This window comes from Stenotrophomonas maltophilia group sp. msm1, assembly GCF_032025805.1.
Classification (GTDB): domain Bacteria; phylum Pseudomonadota; class Gammaproteobacteria; order Xanthomonadales; family Xanthomonadaceae; genus Stenotrophomonas; species Stenotrophomonas hibiscicola.
The window spans coordinates 403,417-428,588 of sequence record NZ_JAVSKH010000001.1; the positions used below are offsets into that span (position 1 = coordinate 403,417).

At 63.1% G+C, this 25,172-nt stretch carries 13 protein-coding genes, 1 tRNA gene and 4 pseudogenes; 3 read left to right on the forward strand and 15 right to left on the reverse strand.

Going from position 1 to position 25,172, the window contains the following annotated elements; genetic code table 11:
• Window positions 1-47 precede the first annotated feature (47 nt).
• Complete coding sequence (locus tag ROV95_RS01845; protein ID WP_312542569.1) at window positions 48-719, forward strand: VOC family protein; 672 nt, start codon at window positions 48-50, stop codon at window positions 717-719.
• Between the two features lies 1 nt (window position 720).
• Here the strand turns inward: ROV95_RS01845 and ROV95_RS01850 are convergent, their stop codons facing one another.
• The 4 genes from ROV95_RS01850 to ROV95_RS01865 form a co-directional block, all read right to left on the reverse strand.
• Window positions 721-2,133, reverse strand: coding sequence for a TPM domain-containing protein (locus tag ROV95_RS01850; protein ID WP_312542571.1), 1,413 nt, complete (start codon window positions 2,131-2,133; stop codon window positions 721-723).
• Between the two features lie 141 nt (window positions 2,134-2,274).
• Window positions 2,275-3,999 (reverse strand): peptidoglycan-binding protein, encoded by a 1,725-nt coding sequence (locus ROV95_RS01855; protein ID WP_111104538.1) that lies wholly within the window; start codon window positions 3,997-3,999, stop codon window positions 2,275-2,277.
• Window positions 4,000-4,121: 122 nt separating this feature from the next.
• Window positions 4,122-4,697, reverse strand: coding sequence for a hypothetical protein (locus ROV95_RS01860; protein ID WP_229301578.1), 576 nt, complete (start codon window positions 4,695-4,697; stop codon window positions 4,122-4,124).
• Between the two features lie 52 nt (window positions 4,698-4,749).
• Complete coding sequence (locus ROV95_RS01865) at window positions 4,750-5,274, reverse strand: hypothetical protein (protein WP_019661618.1); 525 nt, start codon at window positions 5,272-5,274, stop codon at window positions 4,750-4,752.
• Between the two features lie 206 nt (window positions 5,275-5,480).
• On the opposite strand from ROV95_RS01865, the gene ROV95_RS01870 reads away from it, so the two are divergent.
• Window positions 5,481-6,107 carry a YiiX/YebB-like N1pC/P60 family cysteine hydrolase gene (locus ROV95_RS01870; RefSeq protein ID WP_019661619.1) on the forward strand — a complete coding sequence of 209 codons (627 nt, stop codon included), beginning with the start codon at window positions 5,481-5,483 and terminating at the stop codon, window positions 6,105-6,107.
• A 55-nt stretch (window positions 6,108-6,162) separates the two neighbouring features.
• Here ROV95_RS01870 and ROV95_RS01875 read toward each other — a convergent pair whose 3' ends face one another.
• From ROV95_RS01875 to ubiA, 3 genes are all read right to left on the reverse strand, one after another.
• On the reverse strand, window positions 6,163-6,327 hold the full coding sequence (locus ROV95_RS01875) for a hypothetical protein (protein ID WP_005414774.1): 165 nt from the start codon (window positions 6,325-6,327) through the stop codon (window positions 6,163-6,165).
• Window positions 6,328-6,601: 274 nt separating this feature from the next.
• Window positions 6,602-8,026: a TIGR00366 family protein gene (locus ROV95_RS01880; protein WP_312542583.1), complete on the reverse strand. Its 1,425-nt coding sequence runs from the start codon at window positions 8,024-8,026 to the stop codon at window positions 6,602-6,604.
• A gap of 176 nt (window positions 8,027-8,202) precedes the next feature.
• A complete protein-coding gene (gene ubiA, locus ROV95_RS01885) occupies window positions 8,203-9,096 on the reverse strand; it encodes a 4-hydroxybenzoate octaprenyltransferase (RefSeq protein WP_019336794.1) in 894 nt (297 codons plus the stop codon).
• A 149-nt stretch (window positions 9,097-9,245) separates the two neighbouring features.
• Between ubiA and ROV95_RS01890 the strand changes: the two genes are divergently transcribed.
• Window positions 9,246-9,322: transfer RNA gene (locus tag ROV95_RS01890), tRNA-Arg, on the forward strand.
• A gap of 1,319 nt (window positions 9,323-10,641) precedes the next feature.
• Here the strand turns inward: ROV95_RS01890 and ROV95_RS01895 are convergent.
• The 8 genes and pseudogenes from ROV95_RS01895 to ROV95_RS01930 all read right to left on the reverse strand — a co-directional run bounded on the left by ROV95_RS01895 (window position 10,642) and on the right by ROV95_RS01930 (window position 25,074).
• Window positions 10,642-11,109, reverse strand: coding sequence for a hypothetical protein (locus tag ROV95_RS01895; protein ID WP_312542586.1), 468 nt, complete (start codon window positions 11,107-11,109; stop codon window positions 10,642-10,644).
• 466 nt (window positions 11,110-11,575) lie between these two features.
• Window positions 11,576-12,382, reverse strand: a pseudogene (locus tag ROV95_RS01900) (RHS repeat-associated core domain-containing protein); the annotation flags it as partial.
• A gap of 832 nt (window positions 12,383-13,214) precedes the next feature.
• Window positions 13,215-13,762 (reverse strand): annotated as a pseudogene (locus ROV95_RS01905) (RHS repeat-associated core domain-containing protein); the annotation flags it as partial.
• Between the two features lie 897 nt (window positions 13,763-14,659).
• A pseudogene (locus ROV95_RS01910) lies at window positions 14,660-15,343 on the reverse strand (RHS repeat-associated core domain-containing protein); the annotation flags it as partial.
• Window positions 15,344-15,387: 44 nt separating this feature from the next.
• Complete coding sequence (locus tag ROV95_RS01915; RefSeq protein ID WP_134972838.1) at window positions 15,388-15,657, reverse strand: hypothetical protein; 270 nt, start codon at window positions 15,655-15,657, stop codon at window positions 15,388-15,390.
• 4 nt (window positions 15,658-15,661) lie between these two features.
• Window positions 15,662-20,347, reverse strand: coding sequence for an RHS repeat-associated core domain-containing protein (locus ROV95_RS01920; protein ID WP_312542590.1), 4,686 nt, complete (start codon window positions 20,345-20,347; stop codon window positions 15,662-15,664).
• A gap of 319 nt (window positions 20,348-20,666) precedes the next feature.
• Window positions 20,667-22,022 (reverse strand): Gfo/Idh/MocA family oxidoreductase, encoded by a 1,356-nt coding sequence (locus ROV95_RS01925; protein WP_206621093.1) that lies wholly within the window; start codon window positions 22,020-22,022, stop codon window positions 20,667-20,669.
• 80 nt (window positions 22,023-22,102) lie between these two features.
• A pseudogene (locus ROV95_RS01930) lies at window positions 22,103-25,074 on the reverse strand (TonB-dependent receptor).
• Window positions 25,075-25,172: the final 98 nt, after the last annotated feature.

The window sequence follows — 25,172 nt, forward strand, 5'->3', positions numbered from 1 at the left end:
CGGGCGTGGCCCGGCGCTACAGTGGGCGCGTCCACGGAGAATCGATCATGCGCCTGCTGCACCTCACCCTGCCGGTATCCGACGTCGCTTCCGTGGCCGCGTATTTCCATGATGTGCTGCAGCAGCGCGTGGTCAGCAACCATGTGCACATCGGCTGGAGCACCATCGAACTGCAGCCGGCGGGTGATTACCCCGTCGGTGGCGTGCACCTGGCCTTCAACGTACCGGACAACCGCTTCGGCGAGGCGATGGCCTGGTTGCGCGAACGGGCCCCGCTGCAACGTAATCCTGAGGGCCTGGATTACTTTGCGCTGGAGAGCAGCTGGCAGTCGCAGTCGGTGTACTTCACCGGTCCTGATGGCCTGATCCTCGAGTTGATCGGCCGGCGCCGTCTGCCAGTCAGCACGCGCGCAGGCGCCTTCCATGGCAGCGAGCTGACCTGCCTGAGCGAGGTTGGCCTACCCAGCCACGATGTCGATGCGGTGCGCGAACAGTCCAGCCAGCGCTTCGGCCTGCAGCCGATCAGCCCGCCGTCGCCGCAGTTCGCGCCGATGGGCGACGACGAAGGCCTGCTGATCGTGGTTGCTGCGGACCGGCGCTGGTTCCCCGAGCAGAAAGACCTGCCCCGTGCCCAGGGCGTGCAGCTGCAGGTGGGTGATGTGAACGGTAGCGGCGAACTGCGCGATGCCGCGCTGGGCTGGCGGGTGTGGGCGGCCTGAGCTACCAGCTGCCCGAAGCGCCGCCGCCGCCGCTGCGACCACCACCACCGGACCAGCCGCCGGAACTGCTCGAGGACGAACTTGACGACGAGGTGCTGGACGAGGAACGGTAGCCTTGGGACGACCTTCGTCCGCTGCGTGCTTTTTCGCCGGGCAGCAGGGTGAACAGCCAGATGAAGTACAGGAACAGCGTGCCTACGCTGGACACGATCATCGCCAACACGCGTGCGTTCTCGTCGCTGGCCCGGTCGATGGCCAGCAGCGCGCCCAGCGCATAGGCGCCGGTCAACAGCACCAGTACCACCAGCCGCACGGCGAAGCTGTTGCGGTTCCTGCGCCAGCGCGCGCGGCCGGCCTGCACCAGGAAGAACACCAGCATGGCGGCAAGGGCGACCGCCAGGTTCAGCAACGTGTGCAGGGCAAGGCTGGGCGGCAACTGGCCACGGACCAGCATCACCGCGAAGAAACCGATACTGACGGCCAACATGCCGCACAGCACGATGCGCACACCACGGCTGCGACGCCAGCACCATCCCAGCAGCGCCGCCACCGGTACAGCAGGTAACAGCACGAAGAACAGCGCAGGCAGCACATGCCGCGGCAGCAGCAGCGTCGCCGAAACCAACCCAGCGGCCATCACTGCCGTTACCAGCAGCGGTCTACCCCAGGCAGGCAATGTCGGCCAATTCGGCCTGGGCATTGCCGCATTGGCTGCCAATGCCTTGCGCCGCCGCTCACGGCGTTTAAAGCTGAACTCGGCCTCGGTCCTGGTGGCCAGCAGGCGCGGCGGTGATCGCCACAGACCGGCCAGGAACCCCACCAGCAACGTCAGGGCAACGACCGAATCCCCTGTGCGCCAATCCGCTGGCAACAGGTTGCGTGCGGATGAATCTTCCTGGGGCGGCAGCGGCTCGCCATCGATCAACGCCACCAGCACCTTGCTGCCGTCCAGCAGGCCCTGGTCCAGGTCTCCCTCACGCAGGCGCGGCACGATCGCCTTGTCGATGATGCGCGCGGCATAGGCATCGGGAATGGTGCCTTCCAGGCCATAGCCGGTCTGGATGCGTACGCGCCTGTCCTGCACTGCCACCAGCAGCAACACCCCGTCATCGACACCGGCGCGGCCCAGCTGCCACTGTTCGAAGACGCGCTGTGCATAGGCTTCGATGCCGTCATCGCCAACACTGGGCACCACCAGCACCTGCAGTTGCGCGCCTTTGCGTGCCTGCAGCTGCAATGCCTGCTCGCGCAGCGTGGCGCGGGTGCTGGCGGACAGCGCGTTGGCGGTGTCCACCACCGGATCATCCAGTGCCGGGATCGAGGCCGCCGCCAGCACTGGCAGCGGCAACAGGCAGAGCAGCAGTGCCAGCCCTACCCGCTGCCATGCGTTGCGCCACCGCAGCATCCGGCTCATGTGGACGCCATGCTTTGCAATGGCGGCGTGCTGTGCATCATGCGAAACGGCATCCGTGTATGTCCTTGCCCCATGAACGGAAAAGCCGGCCGGATTACCCCGGCCGGCCTCCTTTACCACACACCTCTTCACACGCAGCGGTCAACGGCCCATGGCCACGCGCTGCTGCTCGTCCTGCACGTGTTGCTGCGAAGGCTCATGCTTGGCCAGCATTGCAGCGCTGGTCTCCTGCAGGCTCGGTGCCGTCTGGGTCATGTCCACCGCAGTACGAAAGCCGGGAACGGTGCCGATGACGAAGGCCTTGCCATCCTGCACGGTGACGCCCTGCAGCTTCTCCGGTGAATCGATGCCGGCGGCCTTGGCCTGGGCGGTCACATGCGCGCTCATCTCGTTGCAGATCATGCCCGGCATGTGGCCACGGATCGCATTGTGCAGCGGCGTATCCGGATGCGCCTTGTCGCCCAGTTGCGGCCCCTTCGGCGCCGCCTCGGCGTGGCTGCGGCCTTCGGCCAGCTTGCCCAGCGTCGCCGGACCCGCCACGCCATCGGCGGTGAGCCCGTGCTGCTTCTGGTAGGCGATCAGTGCGTCCCTGGTATTGGCACCGAACTTGCCATCCTCGCTCAGCGGATTGCCTTGGCCGTCGCGCACGCCCAGGCGGTTGAGTTCCTTCTGCAGCGCAGTCACTTCCTCGCCCTTGGCCCCCTGGCGCAGCACACCGTTGTGGTCGGCGTCATGCGAATGGCCACCCTTGCCGGTTTCCTTCAGCTTGCCGTGGTCCCAGAAGTCCTGCGGGCTGAGCAGCTTGCCGTGCGGATCCTTCAACTGGTAATGCACGTGCTGGGCATACTGCCCCGCACCGCCCGGGCCACGCCCGCCCATGGTGCCGATCGGCTCGCCCGCCTTGATCGGCTGGCCTTCCTTCACCTGGGTCGAGTGCAGGTGCAGGATCTCGTGCGAGTTGCCCTGTGCATCCCTGATCTTCACCGTGCCGTAGTCGCCACCGACGAACGTCACCGTTCCGGAGATCGGCGCGTGGACGGTCGGGTGCTGCAGATTACGGCCGTGCTGGCCGCCGACATAGTTGAAGTCGGTGCCACCGTGCGGCTTGTGCGCGCGGTGTTCGCCGAACTCACCGGTAACGTGCGGCTTGACCCCGTTCTGCGGGGGCAGCATCACCTGCATCGTCTGCTCGAAGGTGCGGGTCTGGCCTTCGGCATGCGCCGCTGCCGGCTTGGCCTGCGCGTGGGTGGCCGCAGCTGCGGCGGGGGCCGCGTGGCTGCCATGGGACTGGCCGTGGGTCAGGCCCAGGCGCTGCTCCACGAACCGCTCGTACTTGTCCACGTACGGCATCACCTTCTTTTCAGACAGGGTGAGGCCGCCGTAATCGCGGGTCGGGCCGTCGTGGTGGTACTTGTAGATGTACTCCTCACCCTGGCCGCGCTTGTGCGCCAGCGTGCGGTTATCGATGTAATGGTCAACCAGTGCGTCGGACTGTGCGCCGACGTCGAAGCGGTTGCGGCTGTTGAGGTGGTAGTGGTTGCCGGTCTTGTCGATGAACTGGCCCAGGCCCGAGGCCGAGGTGGTGCCAGCGGCGGCATCGGGGTTGAAGCCCGATTCAACGCGGGCGATGGCCAGCACGTGCGCGGTTTCGCGCGGGGTCAGGCCCTTCTCGCGCGCCGACTCGATGATCGTGTCGATCACCCGTGACTGTACTTCCGGGGTCGCATCGCCCCACCGGCGGGAATTGCCATGCAGGCGGCCGTCGCTCTGGTCGATCGGCTCCCGGTAGTGGCTCCACGGTTTGATGCGGTCACTGCTGTAGGCCGCCCCGCGGGGCTGGACCATGTCCTGGTAGATGTCTGCCATGTCTGTGCTATCCATTCTATGAAAAAGGGGATTTCCTTAAGGGGTACTGCTCCTGGTACTTCTGGTACTGCGGTACTGCGGTGCTGCGTTCACAGCGCGCGTGCGACGTCCTGCCGCTGCGCTCAGTCTTCGATGTAGTTCACCTCCGGGTGCTTGATGCCGAGCGAGTCGATCAACGTCTCGTACTCGTCGTTGTTGGGCTCCTGCTCCTCGCCTTCCGCGCCGCGCAGCGGGGGTGTGCTGTGGGTCAACTGGCGGCCACTGGCGTCGTACAGGTAGTACCACTCGCAGAAGCTGCAGCCGAACGGCAGTTCACCGTACTGCACGACGAAGTACGGCGTACCGCTGCGGTCCTGCACGCAGGCCAGGCCAACGGCGGTATAGCCGTCCATCTCCTTGGGCGCAGCAATGGCCTGGCGTGCGCCGTCCTTTTCGATTTCCAGCGTGGTCAGCCGGGAAGCGTCCGTGTCTTGGGTGGGCTGGGCCGCCAGGTGCAGGCGGGTGCCTTGGCAATCGATATGCATGCCGGTCTCGTCGCGCGTAAGAGAGGTGGGAAGGTCCGCAACGGCAGCCGCTGGTGCGGCCGGCGACGCTGCCGGGTCAGTAGAAGCGGGGGCCGCCGCCGGTGCAGCCGCCTCAGGGCCGCTGCAGGCAGCAAGCATCAGGGCCAGCACGGGGGCAACGGGAGACAGACGCATGCGGTGCTCCTTGGGTGAATCACACGACCGCCCGCAGGCGGTCGCTTAGGGGTCAGATCGATTCGTCCTCACGCTTGACCAGTTGCCAGCACGGCTTCTGGGCAAAGGTGTAGATCTGCTGGTCGCTGGTATCGGGGGTGCGCATCTGCACCTGTACCTGGCCGTCGGGCAGGCGGGTGACCTGCATCTCGCGGCCCTGGCGTTGCAGCGTGGCCGGGTCCGGCATCACCGGCCATTCGACCTTGGCAAGCGGCACCTTCTCCTCCACCTTGCGTGGCTCCGGCTCGGCGTCGCCATCGATGTGGCTGTCCAGCAGCGGATCGGCAGTGGACGTTTCCTGCAGCGCGATCTCGTTGCCGAAATGCTTGAGGAAGTCGTCGAAGACCGGATGGGGGCAGCTGGCAGACGCGTCTGCCGGGGCCGCGGCAACCGGCGTGGCCGGCGTCGTGGCGGCGGCCGTGCTGCTCGGAGCCGGTGCGGCGGCGTCAGTGATGGCAGCCTGGGGCGCAGGCTTGCAGCCCGACAGCGCAAGCCCCAGGGCAAGCGCAAGCAGGGCAACGGGGCGGAGCTGGTTCAAGGGATCCTCCTGATTCCGGGCGGTCGCGCGCGGTTCCGGCGCGGTAGGGAGGCAAGGATAGCCATGCCTCTGTCGATTCAGTTTCAACATCCGCTGTCAGGAATATCCCGACATGCTGAATTGAGACTCATATCACACTTGGGCTGAAATCAACGTCATCGCAGCAGCCGTTAGACTACGCCGCACACGCTTCGACCCTGGCCCCCATGCGCGCATTCCTGCTTGCCCTCTCCCTGCTGGCGCCAACGCTGTGGCCTGGTGTTGTGGCCGCACTGGAGGTCCGGGAAGGCGACCTGCTGTTCGTCACCGCCGGCCGCAGCGGCCTCAGCGCGGCCATCGACGATGCCACCGGCAAGCAGCACGGCCCCAGCTTCGACCACGTGGCCCTTGTCGCCTTGGCGTCGCAGGGGTGGGAGGTACTGCATGCCGACGAGAAGGGATCGCGCCGGCAATCCCTGGTCGAGTTCCGCCAGGACGCCCGCGCCAGGCAGCGGCAGATCGTGGTCTATCGCCTGCAGGCACCGCAGCAGGCCGCCATCAAGGATGCGATCGCGACCGCACGCACGATGCTGGGCAAACCGTACAACACGTCATACGTGTTGAACGAGGACAGCTACTACTGCTCGGACTTCATCGAGCGCGCATTCCGTGCGCACCATGTGTTCGCGTTGCAGCCGATGAACTTCCGCAACCCGCAGACCGGGCAGATCGCCCGGCACTGGGTGGATCTGTACCGCGGCATGGGCATGGACGTGCCGCAGGACCAGCCCGGCACCAATCCCAATGACATGTCGGCGGCGCCGGTGCTGCAGCGTATCGGCGTGCTGGAATAAGCGAAGCCCCGCACAGGGCGGGGCTTCGCGGGTTGCCCAGGCTGGGGCATCGAAGTCACTCTTCCTCGTCCTGCCCACCCTGCTGCTGGTTGCGCTGGTTGCGCTGCTGCTGTTCCTGCTGCTGTTGCTGCTGCTGGTCGCGGCCGCGCCCCTGCTGCTGATCCTGCTGGTTCTGCTGGCCCTGCTGCTTCTGGTTCGGGTTCTGGTTCTGCTGTGCCATGTCCGATCTCCAAAGCCACGCGCGGAATGCGGTGGACGGGACCATCGTCTGCAGCGATTGGTTAATCACACGTGGGTGGCCGGCTACATTCGTGTGTACGCCTGTGAATGAACGCGCGGAACCTCTTGCGGCACAAGCGCCTGAAGGATTCATGCAGGTTCGGCATGTGCTCATGCCGTCATCGGCGTTGCACGCATTCATGGCGCTCGCAGCCGGAGACACGCGCTGAACGAGGCTGGCTTTCCCGGCTCACACAGGGAAGCCAACGCTGCATTCATGGCATCACCGGCGGCACGTACGCCAGCGTCATCCCCAGCAGCCACAGCAGGCCCAGCACCAGCGGGATATGCACCAGCAGCTGGATGAAGGTGAAGCCCACGATGTCGCGTGCCTTCAGGCCCAGCACGCCCAGCAGCGGCAGCATCCAGAACGGGTTGATCAGGTTCGGCAGCGCTTCGGCCGCGTTGTAGACCTGCACGGCCCAGCCCAGGTGCGCCTTCAGTTCGTTGGCGGCCTGCATCACGTAGGGCGCCTCGATGATCCACTTGCCGCCACCAGACGGCACGAAGAAGCCCAGCACCGCCGAATAGACGCCCATCACCAGCGCGAACGAATCGGTGCTGGCCACGTGCACGAACAGGCTCGACAGCCGGTGCGCCAAGGTCTGCCCGTCACCGCCGGCGGCGTGGGTGAGGATCATCGCGATACCGCCGTACAGCGGGAACTGGATCAGTACGCCGGTGGTGCTCGGCACCGCCTTGGCCACCGCGTTGAGGAAGCTGCGCGGGCGCCAGTGCAGCAGCAGGCCCAGCGAAATGAACAGGAAGTTGTAGGTGTTGAGGTTGGCGATGGCGGTGACCACCGGCTTGTTGGCGAACTCGTTGAACAGCCATCCGAACGCCAGCAACGAGAGCAGCACGGTCAGCAGCGGGCTGTACTCCAGCCATTCGCCCGGGCGCGTGCGCCGCTGCAGCGGCTCCGGCTCGGCCTGCGCGGCGCCGGGGAAGTCTTCGGCGGTGCGAGCGCTGCCTGCGGCCGGTGCGGTCAACCAGGCGATCAGCAGCGAGACCAGAATCAGAACCGCAGTCAGCGCGATCGACTGCCACAGGAAAATGGTTTCGGTAAACGGCAGGACGCCGGTAATCTCCACCAGGCCCGGCGGCATGCTGGCCGGGTTGGCCTGCAGCTGTGCGGCCGACGAACTCAGCCCCATCGCCCACACCGCCCCCAGGCCGAGGTAGGCCGAGGCGCCGGCGGCGCGATAGTCCATGCGCAGTTCGGTGCGGCGTGCCAGCGCGCGCACCAGCAGGCCACCGAACACCAGTGAAAAGCCCCAGCTGAGCAGCGAGGCCAGCATGCTGACCAGGCCCACGTACACCACCGCACCACGCCCGGTGCGCGGCACCCGGGCCAGGAAGTCGATGAAGCGCGCGACCACCGGCGCGGTGGCCACGGCGTAGCCACCGATGACCACGAAGGCCATCTGCATGGTGAAGGGAATCAGGCTCCAGAAGCCGTCACCGAAGGCGCCGGCGGTGGCCTGCGGGGTCGAGCCGAAGCCCATCGCGGCCAGCGCGACGATGACCACGCCCAGCACCGCGAACACATACGCGTCGGGGAACCACTTTTCCGCCCAGGCGGCCGAGCGCAGCGCTGCGCGCGCCATCCAGCCATCCTGTACTGCTGCCTTCGAGGCCATCGCCTACCCTCCCAGGTTCGATGCTTCGATTCTGGGCGGTGGGGTGCAGGCTGTCAGCCACCTATTGGTCGTAGGTGGCGGAAGGCCCGGCGCTGTGCGCCGCCGCCCGAGCATGGGCTCGGGCGCTACGGAAGCACTGTCAGCTGTAGAGCCGAGCCCACGCTCGGCTGCGCTTCTCAACGCAGCGCCAGGTCCACGGCGATGCCGGCAAACAGCGCGGCACCCACCCAGTTGTTGTGCAGGAACGCCTTGAAGCACGGACCGCGTTCGCGGTTGCGGCAGATCCAGAACTCGTACACCACCAGCACCGTGGCCACGGCCACACCGGCCAGGTAGTACCCACCCAGCCCGCCACGCACGCCAACCAGCGCCATGGTGGCCAGGAACAGCGCGTAGAGCACGCCCTGGATGACCAGATCGAGATCACCGAACAGAATCGCGGTGGAGTGCGAGCCCATCTTCAGGTCGTCCTCGCGGTCGACCATGGCGTACCAGGTGTCGTAGGCGGTGGACCACAGGATGTTGCCGGCATACAGCAGCCAGCCCAGCATCGGCACCTCGCCCTGCACGGCGGCGAACGCCATCGGGATGCCCCAGCCGAAGGACATTCCCAGGTAGACCTGTGGCAGATGGGTGTAGCGCTTCAGGTAGGGGTAGCTGGCGGCCAGGAACACGCCGATGAAGCTCAGGCCGATGGTCAGCCCGTTCATCGTCAGCACCAGGCCAAATGCCACCAGCATCAGCACCGCAAACAGCGCCAGCGCGGCACGGCCACTGATCGCACCGGTGGCCAGCGGGCGCGCCTTGGTGCGCTCCACGTGCGGGTCGAGCCAGCGGTCGGCGTAGTCGTTGATGACGCAACCGGCCGAGCGGGTCAGCCACACGCCGGCGGTGAACACGAACAGGGTCCACAGCGGCGGCAGGCCGCCGGCAGCCAGCCATAACGCCCACCACGTGGGCCACAGCAGCAGCAACGTGCCGATCGGGCGATCAGCGCGCATCAGACTCCAGTAATGCCGCCAACGCGGCGTCGCCGGCGACTGCGGCGAAGTGAGGGGGGTATCAGCCATGGCGATAGGATACTCCTGCGCCTCCGGCAGGGCTTTGCCCGTGGGGGGAGATTTGTTCGGCGAAACTGGATAGAATGCCCGTCCCGCACCGCCTCAGGGCGCTGCGATGCCCGCCCCGGAACTGGCCGACGGCGCGGCGGTTCTACAACGCGCCCGTAGCTCAGCCGGATAGAGTAGTGGCTTCCGAAGCCATTGGTCGGGGGTTCGAATCCCTCCGGGCGCGCCATCTTCCCCTGTGTTGCCTGCACGCTGCCAGCCCGCGGTGGACGTTGCCGGTGCCTGGAACTGCGCGGTCCGCCGCATCACCAGCTAATTGCACTTGCCCGTCAATCCGGCTCTGGAACGAAGGGCAACGAGCGATGCTCGCAGCCCTGAAGATCGCGCACGACGATCGACAGCGTCTGCCCTTCGCGCACCGCACCGGCCATGAGGCCCCTCGCCTTGATACAGAAAGTTGCCCACCTTGTCGGGTGCCACTACCAGGCGAGCAGCGGACGGTTCGACTTCTTCCAGGACCGCATTGAAGAGACGCCAGCCCCTCTCATCCGCACCCCGAATCTCTGTCGTTGCCGCGCGCGTGCAGGAGACGGTCCACACTTGCGAGTGGCAACTGTAGCTGCCGTGCTTCTTCGAGCTAATCTGAAACCGGCCGAGCGTCATATCCTTCACAGCGGCAGCACCGAGGTACGTGATCGGGGCGTGCGGAGAACGTACAGCACCTGCCGAGTGCGATGCGCACGCGGCCAAGCCTGCGGTCAGGAAGGGAGTGATCAGCAGGATCATGGACTGGCACTCGGGGTATCACTGCCCTGTGCAGGCGCTGCAGCCACGTTCTTACTCGAAACACCCGGCCTGCGCGCATAGCTGCGATTGGGATCCAGCGTGGCACGGACGATCTGGCTTCGCGCGTGCCTGATCGCGCCGGGCAACCAGCAGCACCAGCACCACCACACAGATCATTCCCAGCCGCGCCCATTCACCCGCGACACTGGCTCCGATCAGCGGCAATGCCGACACCAGGATGATGACCTGTGTGTACAGAAGATAGAGCAGTACGTGCCCAACCGCGGATCTGAACGAAGCTCGACGCGACACCCTCGGCAGGACATCTTCGCTTGACGCTTTCGAGCAAATCGCAGCGGAAAGCGCTGCCCGCTAGTGCCACAAACTGGGCAGATGGAGGTCATCAGGCGCATCGGTAGAACCTCTTTTCAGAAAATTCCATCAGCAGGTTCCATCTGCGGCGTCGAACCTACGCACCACATCATCAAACCTCGGGTCCTGGCACATCATTTCCAGTGGTGTCCGATCAAGCTCATTTCCCGCGTGTGGGTCTGCATCGCACCAGAGGAGTTAGGCCGTTGCCGCGACGCTGCCATGTGCCACCGCGCTTGCCAGCGGCACAAGCCCCTTCTCTTTGGCCAATGCTACAAGCCGCTCAACCACTGCAATCCATGCCCCCGCCCGCAGGCACACCAACAGAGCACTCGCAAATGAAATTCCCACTTTCCTATTCCCACCTCAGACCCACTCACATAAGAATCTTCAAAGCGCTCCTGAGCACCCTCCGAAGACTTTGGCAGGCCTCTTATTCAGGCTCACAGCAACCACTCGATGCACTTGCTCCCCACAACTTCCCATTACCCCGTACAAGATGAGAATCCCATTGTCATTTATGTAGCCGACAAAACTCCCGCCTCCTGCACCCGAGGCAGCTCTGACGAGATAAACAGCCCCCCCCTCTGCCGGCACTAACCCATTCAACTGTAGTGGCGCGAATTTATCAGCAGCATCCGATGCTTGCATGATGCTCAAGTTCTGATCGAGCATCCACTGAGCAATCAACTTTTCGCTCTGCGGATTCAAGGTGGCCAAGCGGTCACTCTGAAGTATCGTCGAGTTCCCAGGAATGATCTCATCTGATGAAACATCCACCCAATCTGAGTTCCATTCAGTGTGTTTGATCTGGCTAGTACCGCAGCCTCCCAGCAATGGAAGAAGCAGCGCAGCCACGCGTAGACTCACCATCATTTGCACCTCAACCGCTTCTTGATAGCGTCCCGAACCCTATCGTCTGGAACGCCAAGATGCTCTGCCATAATGTTTCCCTCCCACCCCGGAACGGGCTTGGCAGAACGAGATGGCGCCTGCGACACCACATCGTACATATCAAAACGACCATCGTACTTGAATTCATCAAATGCCCTGCTTCGTGCGCAGCCGTCCACTCAGTGTTTCCTGCATACCATTTACCGACACTGCCTCCAGTTACGGTCGCCCCCCTCCCCAGCGGAACCTCAACACGGTTTAACCGACCTTTCTCCGGCTGGCTAACAGTCACTATAAATCCGGGCGCAGACCAGGTCGATTCAATTGCATTTATCATTTTTCTCAAAGTCTCAGGAGTAGCTCCCTCACCACTGAAGCGAATAGGGATGTCGATATGAACTCCACCGTCCACGCAAGTGCAATTGGCCAGCAGTCCGAGCGGATCAACCGCCTGCACTGGATCAGCTGATACATAGGAGAAGGTAGATACCCCCCCGTCGAATCCCATCGGATCACTCTGCGAATAGCGCCCCGCTGCCGGGTCATACTCCCGCTGATAGTTGTAGAACAACCCACTCGCATCCGTGGCCTGCTGGCCCGGGAATCGTAGCGCCAGCTCGAACGCCCCACCATCCCCATCCGGATCAGCGTTCGGAATCTGGTTGCCGAACACCTCGCTCTTGTTGTTCCACTCCCAGATCGCCGCATCGCGCATCGGATCGATCACCACGCGCGGCGTACTCAGATGATCCGGCTGCACGTAGGCCAGGTGCGGAACACCGGTACTCGGCACATTGATCAGCGCCACCGGATAGTTGTCCAACCAGATGGCCTGCAACTGCGCCTGGCCCGTGGCCGAGTAGTTGCCCAGCCATTGCCCCGCCTCGTCATACAGGGTGATCTGAGCCGCACCACCGGCAGGGGTCCGCAGCACGCGCTCGCCGCGATGGTTGTAGGCGTAGCTCTCCAGTACAGCATCGCCCTGCTTCACCGCGTTCATGCGGTTGGCATCGTTGTAGGTGAACGTCTTGCTGCCGATGCTGGTGGTGTTGCCCGCTGCATCATGGTTGCGCGCTTCGCCATCCACGGCGGCAAGGCGATGGCTGGTTGCGGGATAGGTGTAGCTGGCAGTGCCCGCCGAAGTGGTCAGCGAAGCACGATTACCGGTGGCGTCATACGCGTAGGTTTCGATCGGCGTGCCAGTCGCGCCGTCCTGGGTCTGGGTCAGGCGGCCCAGCGTGTCGCAATCGCAATTGGCCCACGGGACAGAGCATCGCGCAATGGCTTCAGACCAACGGAAGAGGATCAGCGCATAATCCAGATCACGATCAGGGGAATCAGCGATATGAGATACACAAGGAACGAGAACCAGAACACCAAGAGGAACAACTTGCGCACTCCTGATGCGCCGTTATGAACCCGCTTCCATCCGCAGATCGGATACTTGGTTAAGAAATGATCTCGCTCCAGGATCGCAGGTCTGCCAAGGGTGTCCCACAGTTCAGGGGAATTTCTCCTTAACTCCCAAACCAGAAAAATTCGCGAAACGAAAGCTATCAACAACGTTGCGATAGCGAGCATGCAAAGGGCTTCAAAAACTGATTCTAATGACATTCGCAGTCGCTCCAGGTAACTCCATTCCCCATGAATCTGCTTCGCCCAATCAGGTAGCTCGCCGAGGCATCCCAACCCCCCTGCCCCCCAATTCCAAATGAAGATACATCGCCAATCCTCAGGGTTGACAGAGAGCCCCCCCCACCGGCCGCTGCTCCCAACGAAAGAATGGAAGAAGCTCCGAGCAATTCGCTTGGATCGACATACATCAGGTTGCCTCCAGTGAGAGTGACATTAGAGACGGTGACGGAGATGGGAGATCCAGTGCCGACGCCAACCCCAGCAAAGCCGAGTTCGACGGACGCCTGACGGCCATTGAGACATTCGGACGTAAGGGTCAGTCTTGCACCACCCACACCACCTACAATCCCTACGCCAGTGCCCGCAAACGTCATGGTTCCAGTCCATGTCGCCAATCCGAGCGGGTCCGCTTTAGCCTGTGGAGTGAGATCCGCGTAACTGAAGGTTGAGATTCCCCCATCCAACCCAATTGGATCACTCTGCGAATACCGCCCCACCGCCGGGTCGTACTCGCGCTGGTAGTTGTAGAACAACCCACTCGCTTCCGTCGCCTGCTGGCCCGGGAAACGCAGTGCCAGCTCGAACGCCACACCATCTCCATCCGGATCAGCGCTCGGAATCTGGTTGCCGAACACTTCGCTCCTGTTGCTCCACTCCCAGATAGCGACATCGCGCACCGGGTCGATCACCACGCGCGGTGTGCCCAGGTGATCCGGCTGCAAGTAGCCAGTTCCGGCACGCCGGTAGCCGGCATGTCGATCAACGCCACCGGGTAATTGTCCAGCCAGATGGCCTGCTGCCGCGCCTGGCCCGTGGCCGAGTAGTTGCCCAGCCACTGCCCTGCTTCGTCATACAGGGTGATCTGCGCAGCGCCACCGGCCGGCGTGCGCAGCACGCGCTCACCGCGGTGGTTGTAAACGTAGTTTTCCAGTACAGCATTGCCCTGCTTTACCGCGTTCATGCGGTTGGCATCCACATACATACGGCAAAACGGGAAACAGCTGAAAATCACTATTTACACATTTCTCTCGCTCTAGCGAGAACGGCCGCACTTGCTCGTCCGACCTCGAGCCTCCGTACCAAGGCGGAACATTCAGGGGCATTTCCAGTCTTCGCTCCATAGATCACGAGTTCACCAGCTCTATCTAATCCGTCCAAGTAGAGCACTGCACATTCACCAGCGACTGTACTAATGCGCATCGCACGAACACGCTCGGCGCTCGTGCCTGGCCCCACTTCACCCTCGCACATCCCACCGTAGTACAAACTACTCAGATCCGCATAAATGGGCTTCAGCTGCAGCTCTCCTAAACGGCCACCTTTGCATCCACCGAGAGCGAATGCACAGCCGAATGCGAGAAAAATACATCGCACCAGTATATTGTTGGTACTTAGATAACGTTCACGAGAGACCCATTCTTGACCATTATTTTCCATTACCCTCTCCCAGAATGGCAGATGGAATAATACCACCCTTTGGTATGAAGTAATACTTTGCACCCTCCATTAAATATGCATCCTGGAAAACACGACCAGGAAGGATTGATCTATTCTTTATTGCGTCGATTGAAATCAACGAATCAGCCACGGCAGTTGCGCAGTTGCGTGATTTTACGTTGTAATCCTTGCAGTCGTGCGACCTCATGACGCTCTCCATAAGTGCTTCCTGTGCAGCGGATGTTTCGAACTCCACAATTTCCACGTTTCTATTTTTCAACTGGAACTGAATATATTCACCAACCGACGAACCATAAGCATGCGATGTTCCGTAGCTATATAGGCCCGACTCTGTTGCAAGAGCAATGTGACCGAACGGATTGTCACCAAACAGCGGGATACCACCTTGCTCGGAAGCGGACAGAATCGCCAGACTCTTCCGCAGCCCCAGCGCATCAATGGCCAGCGTTGGCACACCGTTTACATAAGCGTACGCGGATATACCCCCATCCAGCCCAATCGGATCACTCTGCGAATACCGTCCCGCAGCCGGGTCGTATTCCCGCTGATAGTTGTAGAACAACCCACTCGCATCCGTGGCCTGCTGGCCCGGGAAGCGCAGCGCCAGCTCGAACGCCACTCCATCACCATCCGGGTCGGTACTCGGAATCTGGTTGCCGAATACCTCGCTCTTGTTGCTCCACTCCCAGATTGCAACATTCCGCACCGGATCAATCACCACGCGCGGTGTGCCCAGGTGATCCGGCTGCACGTAGGCCAGTTCCGGCACGCCGGTGGCCGGCATGTTGATCAACGCCACCGGGTAGTTGTCCAGCCAGATGGCCTGCTGTTGCGCCTGGCCCGTGGCCGAGTAATTGCCCAGCCACTGCCCTGCTTCGTCATACAGGGTGATCTGAGCCGCGCCACTGGCCGGGGTACGCAGCACGCGCTCACCGCGATGGTTGTAACCGTAGCTTTCCAGCACGGCATCACCTTGCTTCACCGCGTTCATGCGATGGGCGTCGTTGTAGATGAACGTCTTGCTGCCTATGCTGGTGGTGTTGCCCACCACGTCATGGTTGCGCGCTTCGCCGTCCACGGCGGTCAACCGGTGGCTGGTTGCGGGTTCATTCATGCTGAACAAAGCGGCTTCCAGCCTGCTGGAATTCCTTACAACCGCGCCTTCCTTCCGCCTCGGCGAAGCGGACTTTTCTTCTTGCCAATCAGCATCGAAGCAACAATAAACATGGCGCCGCCGATGACCCACACCACCCCAATTATTTTATTGTAATGCGCCTGCCCCACCAGTCGAATAATCGACATATATAGATCACAGTTCACTCGACAAGGCCCAGTCCCAACCAATGCGCCGCCAATTACAGCCAGGCCAAATGCTATCGTAACAAGCCCCACCAGAATTCCAAATGCTCGCAAAATCATTTACTTACCTCCGCGACCGCCAGTTTATTATGGAGTCTCGAACCAGATCAATCAGATCAAGAGGATCCGCCTCGGGATTAGATAGTAGAGGATGCGAGGGATTAGAATAATATGGAGTTAGGCACTGACATCCTCTTGAATGGACCTGCGCAACGGTTGGATTCGATGGAAAGCCCCCCCTCAGGACGTCACCACTTGTGCACTGATTTTGATCATTTCTACAGACCTCAGCCGCACAATACTGAGTATAGTCATGCTCACTTATGAGGCTCGCAGCATTCTCCAACGACCCCACTTCCTCGGGCGAAAGTCCGCGCGAGTAAATTGGATTCGTATGTGAGTTTGACTCGATTGCCTGACGTTGGGCACGCGCAGCAACTCTCCTTTGAGCGGAGTTACCGCCACCCTGTCGCGCAAGACTTGGCGGCCTTCCGCCTTTCAGGCCCATGGAGTCCTCGTTGGACAGTGGATCACCATCGACATAAGAGTACAGTGAGTACCCACCCCTGAGCCCAATCGGATCACTCTGCGAATACCGCCCCACAGCCGGGTCGTATTCCCGCTGATAGTTGTAGAACAGCCCGCTCGCATCCGTCGCCTGCTGGCCTGGGAAGCGCAGTGCCAGCTCGAATGCCACACCATCGCCATCTAGATCGGCACTTGGGATCTGGTTGCCGAACACTTCGCTCTTGTTGCTCCACTCCCAGATCGCCACATCACGCACCGGATCGATCACCACGCGCGGCGTACCCAGATGATCCGGCTGCAAGTAGGCCAGCTCCGGCACGCCGGTAGCCGGCACATTGATCAGCGCCACCGGATAATTGTCCAGCCAGATGGCCTGCTGCTGCGCCTGGCCCGTGGCCGAGTAGTTGCCCAGCCATTGCCCCGTCTCGTCATACAGGGTGATCTGAGCAGCGCCACCAGCCGGAGTACGCAGCACGCGCTCGCCCCGGTGGTTGTAACCGTAGCTTTCCAGCACCGCATTGCCCTGCTTCACCGCGTTCATGCGGTTGGCATCGTTGTAGATGAACGTCTTGCCGCCGATGCTGCTGGTGTTACCCACCGCGTCATGGTTGCGCGCTTCGCCATCCACGGCGGTCAGCCGGTGGCTGGTTGCGGGATAGGTGTAGCTGGCGGTGCCTGCCGAGGTGGTCAGCGCGGTCCGATTGCCGGTGGCGTCGTAGGCATAGGTTTCGATCGGCGTGCCGGTCGCGCCGTCCTGAGTCTGGGTCAGGCGACCCAGCGTGTCGTAGGCGTACTTGGCCAGCACCGTCGAGCCCGTGCCGTTCTTCAGCTCGGTGACCGAGCCGACCGGATCATAGCCGTAGCCCAGCGACAGGCCGCCCGCGGCCGGGTCGTGCACCGCTTGCGGGCGATAGTCCAGGTCCAGCGGACGCTGCAGCTGGCGGCCATTGCCATAGGTCCAGCCGGTCACCGGGCCGAAGGCCACATAGGCCACGTTGTTCACCACGATCTGGCGCGCCTGGCCGGGGCGGGTCAGGCCGATCTGGCTGATGCGGCCCTGGGTATCGCGCACGTAGTCGGCCACGCTACCGTCGGGGTAGGTCAACGTGGCCAGCCGTCCCGACTTGCTGTAGGCGTAGCGAAGCGTGCTGGCGACACCGTTGACGGTCTGCACTTTACGGGTGACCTGGCCGAAGCGGTCGTGGCAGTACTGGGTGCTGCCATTGGCATGCAGCACCTGCCCCAGGCGGCCCTTGGCGAAGCGCTCGTCGGCGGCACAGGCGGCCGGCGCCACGTCATAGCTGTAGCCCACGTCCAGATTGGGGTCCGGGTAGGCGATGCCGATCAGGCGGTTGAGTGCATCGTAGTGATAGGTGGCGGTGACGCCGCGTGCATCGGTGGCCGTCTTGCGATTGCCGGCGGCATCCACGGTGAAGCTGCTGGCACCGCTGTCCGGGCTGACCTGCCCGGTCAGATCACCGAAACCGTTATAGGCATAGGTCGTATGCAGGCCCTTCGGGTCGGTGACTTGGGTGACCTGATCCAGCGCGTTGTACTGGCTGCGGATCTCCGCCGCCACGCCGCCGACGTCCTGCAGAGTCTGCGCCAGGCGGTTCAGCGGGTCGTACTGCTGGCTGGTCACGCGCTGCAGGGCGTCGGTGATCGTCTGCGGGTTGCCGTTGGCATCGTAGGCAAAGCCGGTGGCGTGGTTGCCCGCATCCTTCAGCGCGGTCAGCTGGCCAAGCGTGTTGAACGTCCGCGCCAGGGTACGGCGCAGGGTGCCGCCTGCATCCAGCGTGTCTTCCTTGAGGCGGTTGCCGGCGTTGTCCAGCGCATAGTGAATGGTGTTGCCCGCACTGTCCGCGATGTCCGTCAGCCGCTGGGCGGCGTCATAGACATAGGTAACGCTGCTGCCGTCAGGCTCGGTGATCTGTTGCACCTGGCCGGTCGGCAAGTAGCTGATCTGGGTCACCCGGTCCTCGGCTGTGGTGGCACCGCGCACGGTGACCGAGGTCGGCCAGCCGCGGGGATGGTAGGTGTAATCAGTCACCACGCCGTTGGCATCCTTGACCGACACCGGCCGCCCGAACGCGTCGTAGGCCAAGGTCTCGACCGTCTGGCCCAGCGCATCGGTCACGCTGCGCAGGTCGCCCTTGCGATAACTGCAGGCACCACTGGTCGCGCATCCCGCGTCGTCCGCGGTGTAGTAGGCATAGGTGGAGACATCCGCCACATCACTGCGTGGGCCATCCACGCTACGCAGCAGTCCCACCAGCGGGCACTCCGGCCCTTCGGCCTCACAGTAGGTCTGCGTGGTGATGCGGGTATCACCGGTCACCATGTCGCGCACGGTGATGGTGGTTGGCTGGAGGCGCGCATTGCGTGCGATGCGGATCTCACGGTTACCGACGGTCTGCTGCACCAGCCGATTGCTGTCCATGGCCACGCGCGTCTCGCTGACGCGCTGGTCCGGAGTACCGGCCGCTTCGGTGGTGGTGGTCACACTGACAGCACCTGCGACAGCGTCGCTGGCCTCCGCATAGGCGTAGTTGGTAACAACGCCACGGCGATCGGTCACCGACTGAAGCCGACGCCGGAAATCGGTGCCCTCAGGCAGATAGGTGCGACTGATGCTGCCGTTGCTCTCGGTGATGCCGTTGACCTTGCGCGGAAGGCCACTGGTGCCACTGGCGGTCAATGCGTACGTACTCTGCTTGCCCAGTGCGTCGGTGACGATGGTGGTGCCTGCCGGGGTGTACTCCAGGCGCACGCCATCAATGCCCACGTCGGCTTGGCTGCAATCGGCGGAATGGCGGCTGCAGGTGACCCGCCCCTTGGCGTCGTAGCCGTACCAGCTGTAGCGCCGGGTGTCTTCGGCGGTCACGCCGGTCAGGTAGCCCGGGAAGCGGGCGTCCTCATAGTGGTACGTACGGCTGGCACCGTCTGCATAGGTCGCGGTGATCAGTTCCCCGGCCGGGGAGTAGGCGTAGCTCACCACAGGCTGGCCGGCGATCACCAGGGCCGAGATCAGTGAATCGTCGCCCGGCGCGAGGTACTGGACGTCCACCCGTCGGCCGGTTGAATGGGTGATGCTGAGCAGGCGGCCGCGGCTGTCGTGTGCATAGGTCAGCGAAGTACCGTCTTCAAAATCGCGGCGCTGCATCAAGCCATCAGCATCAAAATAAATGCGCTCTCCGGCACGTGAAAGTTGCCAGTTGGTGCCCTGCTGGACCGCACGATCGCCGCTTCCGTCCATGGCTTCGTAGCTTGCCCCCACTTTCTGGAATGCGGTCTGCCCGCCATCGGCGCCGATCAGCCCAACTTTCAGTTCGGAGCTGGGAGGGAAGGTGGAATCGTCTACGCCTGCGGTAAGCCGCAGATTGTGGGAATGGGTCCAGCCCGTACCCAACGCGCCGCCCGCCGTGCTTGTCAGGGAGTGATAGTGGCGTTGGAAGCTCATCCATCCAAGGCTGAAATCCGGCTCAGGCTGGGATTTATCGCCAGTGGTCGGATCACACGGGTTACCAACAGGACACTGCTGCGGCGGCAGCGGCCCGCTTGTGTAGGAGAGCATGGGCGACATGTGCGGCTCGTCCTGCTGGACCAGGGAGCACATCTGCAGGGCCTCATTCCACGTCAGGGACGGTCGATTCGGACAAAGCGCCGTTCTGGCCCGGCGCACACGCTCCCACCCCACTATCGACGAGCATTCTTGAGTGCTCTGATGATAGAAGTTCAAGGTGTAATGGAAATCCTTCTCCTCGTTGGTGACGCTGCCATCGTCGCCCCTGCCAAGTCCAAGGAGCTCCACCCAAGGATCCTCCGTGAGTGAAGTCGCCGGGCACTGCGGGTCGCTGACGCGGGTAGCGAGGATCAGGCTACGAATCTGATCTTCGGATGAGTACTCCTGCCCTGAGTGGATGTAGACCCAGTCGGTAGTAACGATCTTCTCGGGTCTCACCCGGTAATCGTAGATGACCTTCTTTCCAAGGACGCGTTGGCGTTTGACATGCCAATCGAAGGGTTTGTCCTTTTCGTACTGGGAAAAGAGCGACTTGATGTCCTTCTGCACCGCCGCTTCGGTAGCTCGCGGCTGGCCCATCGACAGGTAGCTCTCCCATTTCTTCTGCACCTCCTGCGCCTGCGCAGCCCCGGGAACCAAGCTCGCCAGCGCAATCATCGCCAGTGCGACACACGAAATGGACTTCAATCGTTCCAACATCCCTGTTCTCCTTCCTGGACGAACACAGCACCGGCGGGAACGAGAACGTGGGGCGGTTGCCTCACCACGTCATGCTTCGGATCGTCCCTGGTCCGGAATGCGGTCTGACCGCATGGGGGACGTTATCTCCGATGTCGTTTACACATTCAAGTCAGAAACTGTGGAGTGGGTCGGATTTCAGAGTTTTCTGATGCAGGGGGGGGGAGCGTGTCGGAAATTCAGCCGAGCGTGGGCTCGGCTCTACAAGGCGAATGCCTCCAGAAACAGAAACACCGGGCAGTGCCCGGCGTCTCCGTCACAGCGTGGAAGGGTGTAAACCTCAATACTTACCGTCGAACGCGAAGATCGGCTTGCGCGTCTTCCACGCACCAGCAGTAAAGTCCGGGAACTCCAGCGTCTGGAAACCGTTGGCGATCGACTGCTCGCTCAACGGGGTGATCGCACTCCAGGTCACCGCGTCGTAGATGTCGATCGGCATCGGTGCCTTGGCTTTGAGCGCTTCAACAAATGCATGGATGACGAACCAGTCCATGCCGCCGTGGCCGGCGCTGGCGGCGGTGTCGGCATTCTGCTTCCACAGCGGGTGCTCGTACTCGTCCTGGTACTTCTTGAACTCCTCCCACTGGTGCGGCGGGCTGCGGCCTTCGATGTGGATCGAATGGTTCACATCCATCCACAGGCCCTTGGTGCCCTGCACGCGGAAGCCCATCGAGTACGGGCGCGGCAGCGAGGTGTCGTGCTGCAGCAGAATGGTCTCGCCGTTCTCGCACGCCAGCGTGGTGGTGACGATATCGCCGAGCTTGAACTTCACCTGGGTGCTGGGGTGGGTGGTGCCGCCACTCTTGGCCACGGTGTATTCGTGCAGGCCGCGTGCCTTGGTCGCGAAGGCGTTGATGTGGGTGAAGCGGTTGCCACGGTTGATGCCGGTGTACATCGCACAGGGGCCGATGCCGTGGCTGGGGTACAGCTCACCATTGCGTTCCACCGAATGCTCGGTGCGCCAGCGAGCTTCGCTCCAGCCCTTCGGACCGAACTCCACGCCGCTGTCGTAGGGCTGGTTGGGGTCGCCGGAATTGAACTTCACGCCGCGCAGGTCGTGCTGGTAGCCGGCCTGCAGGTGCACCAGTTCGCCGAACAGGCCCTGGCGCACCATCTGCAACGCCGCCATCACGTCGCGGCGGTAGCAGACGTTCTCCAGCAGCATGTACGGGGTGCCGGTGCTCAGCTGGGTCTTCAGCACGTCCCAGTGGTCCTGCAGCGTGATGCCGGCCACCACTTCACAGCCCACGGCCACGCCGGCCTGCATGGCGGCAATCGCCATCGGTGCGTGGTACTCCCACGGCGTGGCGATGATCACGCCATCGATGCCCTTCTGTTCCAGCAGGCGCTTCCACGCGTTGGTGTCACGATCCTGGCCATAGGTCTTCGGCGCGGGCTTGCCGGCCTTCGCCACCATCTCTGTGGCACGGCCCAGCATGATCGGCTCGATGTCGCACAGGGCAACCACTTCGACGTCGTCGCGACGTACCAGCTCCTTCAGCAGCACCAGCCCGCGCATGCCGGTACCGATCATTGCCAGACGCACCTTGCGCCCGCGTGCCCATGCCGGGGTCTGCGGCAGCAGGCTGCTGGCGGCGACAGCGGCACTGGCCGCGATGAATTCCCTACGCTTCATGGCAGACATCTCTCCTCTTGGCAGCGGGGCGCGCCCCCCCCGCCCCCCCCCCCCCCCCACGCCAGGTCACGCAAACGGAATTACTTGAATCGGTAGCCGATGGTCACACTGTAACCACGACCGAAGATGGTGGCGTAGTCACTGGAGTCACCCAGGAAGCTGTTCGGATCGTAGAACGGCAGGCGGTTGAACAGGTTCTTGACAGTGAAGCTCAGGTTCCACGCATCGTCCGGGCGCCAGGTGACGCTCATGTTGGCGGTCCACCACGACGGTGCACCATCGCACTTGCTCTTCTGCAGGGCCAGGTAGCCGCCGGTGCAGGTTTCCTTGTTGTTGCTCTCTTCGTCGATCTGGTCGGTGGCCCACTTGGTGCCGCCCACGTAGTTGACGAACATGCTGGTGGTCACTTGCTTGTAGGTCCAGTCTGCATTGAGCGTGGCACGCAGGCGCGGGTTGTTGTAGTAGCCCACCACGTCGCCGTAGTACCAGCCGTTCTCCGCGTCCATGTAGAAGCGGTTGCGGTTGGCGATGGTGGCGGCCAGGCCGATGTTCAGGTTGCCCCAGTCGCCCAGCGAAAAGCGGCTGCGCGCGTCGATGTCGAAGCCGTCGATCAGCGTCTTGCGCGGTTCTTGTACTGGCCGACCACGCTGGCCACGTTGCCGGCGGAGTAGCCCGGCAGGGTGGCCGGGCAGCTCACGCCGCTGGCCGGGTCGGCGCACATCGCCGCCAACTGGGCAAGATTGGCACGGTCGCTGTCGGTGATCGGCGAGCGCGACATCGAGATGATGTCTTCCATGCGGCGGTAGTCCGGCGCGACGATTTCATTGTCACGGTAGATGAACCAGTAGTCGGCCGACACCGACAGCCAGGTTGCTGGCTCGTATACGAGGCCGAGGGTGGCGATCTTGGCCTTTTCCGGCTTCAGGTCCTTGTTCGGCTGGGTCATGCGCGCCACGGTGTGGCTGCAGTCGACGTTCAGCAGGTTCTTGCCGAGGTCGACGTCACCCGGCCGCTGCGACTTCAGCAGCAGGTTGGCGATGGCGTTGGTCTCGTTGCAGCGCAGCTCGTCACGGAAGCCACCGAGCTGTGCGAACACGCCGCCGTTGCCGGACTCGGCCAGGCTCGGTGCGCGGAAGCCGGTGGAATAGGTGCCGCGCAGCATCAGCTGGTCGAAGGCCTGGTACTTGAAGCCGATCTTCGGCGCCACGTTGGCACTGAAGTTCGGGTACTTGTCCACGCGCACCGCCGCATCCAGTTCCAGCTTGTCGGTGATCGGCGCCACGGTCTCGGCGAACAGCGCGTAGGTGTTGCGCTTGCCGTCGAACCACGAGCCGCCCTGCTGGGTGATCAGACCGTTGGCCGCATCGGCATTGCCCGGGGTGTAGAAGGTCTCACGGCTGGCGTTGAAGCCGAACGCGGCGCGCATCTCGCCCGCCGGCAGCTGGAACAGCGGTCCTTCGATCTTGCCGTCCAGGGTATGCAGGCGGGTCCACGACTGGATGTCGAAGGTCGGGAACGCTTCACGGATCAACGCGGCGTTGGCTTCGCTGATCTCGCCGAACTTGTACGCCGGGTGGTCGGAGATGATCACCCGACCGGTACCAGGATCGATCGTGTACGGCCCGAACGCCTTCTCGAAGCCCTTGGTGTTGACGTTGATCGTCTGGTAGGTGGTGGAGTGGGTACCGGCGCTGGCGAAGGCGGTCTCCCAGTTCCAGTCACCGCGGTTGCCACGCGCACCGGCCAGCACGCGGTAGCTCTTGTCGGTATTGCGCTGGCCGAAATAGTTCGGGCCGGCATCCTGCAGCAGGTAGTTCAGGCCGACCACCCCGCCCATCATCGCCTTCAACTGCGGACTGGCATGGTTGTATTCGTTGTTGGGGCCCAGGAAATGGGTACAGGAACTGGTTGACGGTGTTGCCGGTATTGCGCGAGAACCAGCTGGTCGGGTTGCCGGTGGTGGTGCCGTAGGTGCGCGGCGTGCCACCGTTGGCGCGCAGGTCGATGTCGGTGTAGGTCGCCTCGGCGAAGATCTCGGTGTTGTCACCGACCAGGAAGGTGCCGTTGAGGTAGGCGGTGTTGCGCTCGGACTTGGCGCCGGCATCGATCTCGTTGTTCATCCAGGTTTCCCAGACGCAACGCGGACCGGCCGCTTCACTGGTCAGCACGTTCCTGCAGCCCGGCGCGGCTTCCTGCACGCGGCGGCCAGTGACCGGATCGAAGGCGAAGTAGGTGCCCGGGTTGAACTCGCCCGGCTTGCTGCCCACGCCCAGGCGCAGGTTGTTGAGGTAGTTCGGATTGTTGACGTAGTACTGGTCGGGCCGCTTGTCGTAGAAATCGCTCAGCGGAATCGCGTCGCGACGGTACATGTTGACCGCGCCATAGATGTTGAAGCGGTTCTCGGCCAGGTCACCGAAGCCGGCGGTGATGCTGGCCTGCCGCTCACCGTAGGAATCGATGCGCGAGGAGGTGTCGTTGGTGAAGCTGATCTCGGCACCCTGGAAGTTGCGCTTGGTGATCACGTTGATCACGCCGGCCACCGCGTCGGTACCGTATACGGCCGACGCGCCGTCGGTCAGCACTTCCATGCGCTCGATGGCCGCGGCCGGAATCGCATCGATGTTGACGAACTGGGTCTGGAAGCCCGGGGCACCGTAGTACGACAGGCGGCGACCATTCAGCAGCACCAGGGTGCCCTGCGCGCCCAAGCCACGCAGGTTGGCCTGCGAAGCACCGTCGGAACCGGTGAACAGCGAACGCGCGTCCTGCTGCGCCGGGCGGGCGGCCGGCAGGTTGTCGAGCACCTGCAGCAGCGTGCGCGCACCCATGTTCTGGATGTCCTGCTTGCTGATCACCTGCACCGGCGAGGCGGTTTCCACGTCGGTGCGGCGGATGTTGGAACCGGTGACCTCGATGCGGGCCAGGTCGGTGGCCTTGTCCTTTATCTCCTGGGCTAAGGCAGGAACGGCGACCGACAGCAGCACGCCGGCGATGGCCAGCGACAGCGGAGCGATCGAACGACAGGGGGGCGGTGGTGGCGGGCGGGCAACATCGGGGTTCTCTCCTGGCAGGGGTGCAGCGCAATAAGTGAGCGCGTGGGCGTTCGGCGGGCAAAACGCTCCCGGGCCACGGCCACGAGGGCCGTAGTCG

Excerpts from the sequence above, each read along its gene's own strand:
- ROV95_RS01845 (WP_312542569.1), top strand. The coding sequence starts at position 48 with ATGCGCCTGCTGCACCTCACCCTGCCGGTATCCGACGTCGCTTCCGTG.
- ROV95_RS01850 (WP_312542571.1), bottom strand. The coding sequence starts at position 2,133 with ATGAGCCGGATGCTGCGGTGGCGCAACGCATGGCAGCGGGTAGGGCTG.
- ROV95_RS01855 (WP_111104538.1), bottom strand. The coding sequence starts at position 3,999 with ATGGCAGACATCTACCAGGACATGGTCCAGCCCCGCGGGGCGGCCTAC.
- ROV95_RS01860 (WP_229301578.1), bottom strand. The coding sequence starts at position 4,697 with ATGCGTCTGTCTCCCGTTGCCCCCGTGCTGGCCCTGATGCTTGCTGCC.
- ROV95_RS01870 (WP_019661619.1), top strand. The coding sequence starts at position 5,481 with ATGCGCGCATTCCTGCTTGCCCTCTCCCTGCTGGCGCCAACGCTGTGG.
- ROV95_RS01875 (WP_005414774.1), bottom strand. The coding sequence starts at position 6,327 with ATGGCACAGCAGAACCAGAACCCGAACCAGAAGCAGCAGGGCCAGCAG.
- ROV95_RS01880 (WP_312542583.1), bottom strand. The coding sequence starts at position 8,026 with ATGGCCTCGAAGGCAGCAGTACAGGATGGCTGGATGGCGCGCGCAGCG.
- ubiA (WP_019336794.1), bottom strand. The coding sequence starts at position 9,096 with ATGGCTGATACCCCCCTCACTTCGCCGCAGTCGCCGGCGACGCCGCGT.
- ROV95_RS01915 (WP_134972838.1), bottom strand. The coding sequence starts at position 15,657 with ATGATTTTGCGAGCATTTGGAATTCTGGTGGGGCTTGTTACGATAGCA.
- ROV95_RS01920 (WP_312542590.1), bottom strand. The coding sequence starts at position 20,347 with ATGTTGGAACGATTGAAGTCCATTTCGTGTGTCGCACTGGCGATGATT.
- ROV95_RS01925 (WP_206621093.1), bottom strand. The coding sequence starts at position 22,022 with ATGAAGCGTAGGGAATTCATCGCGGCCAGTGCCGCTGTCGCCGCCAGC.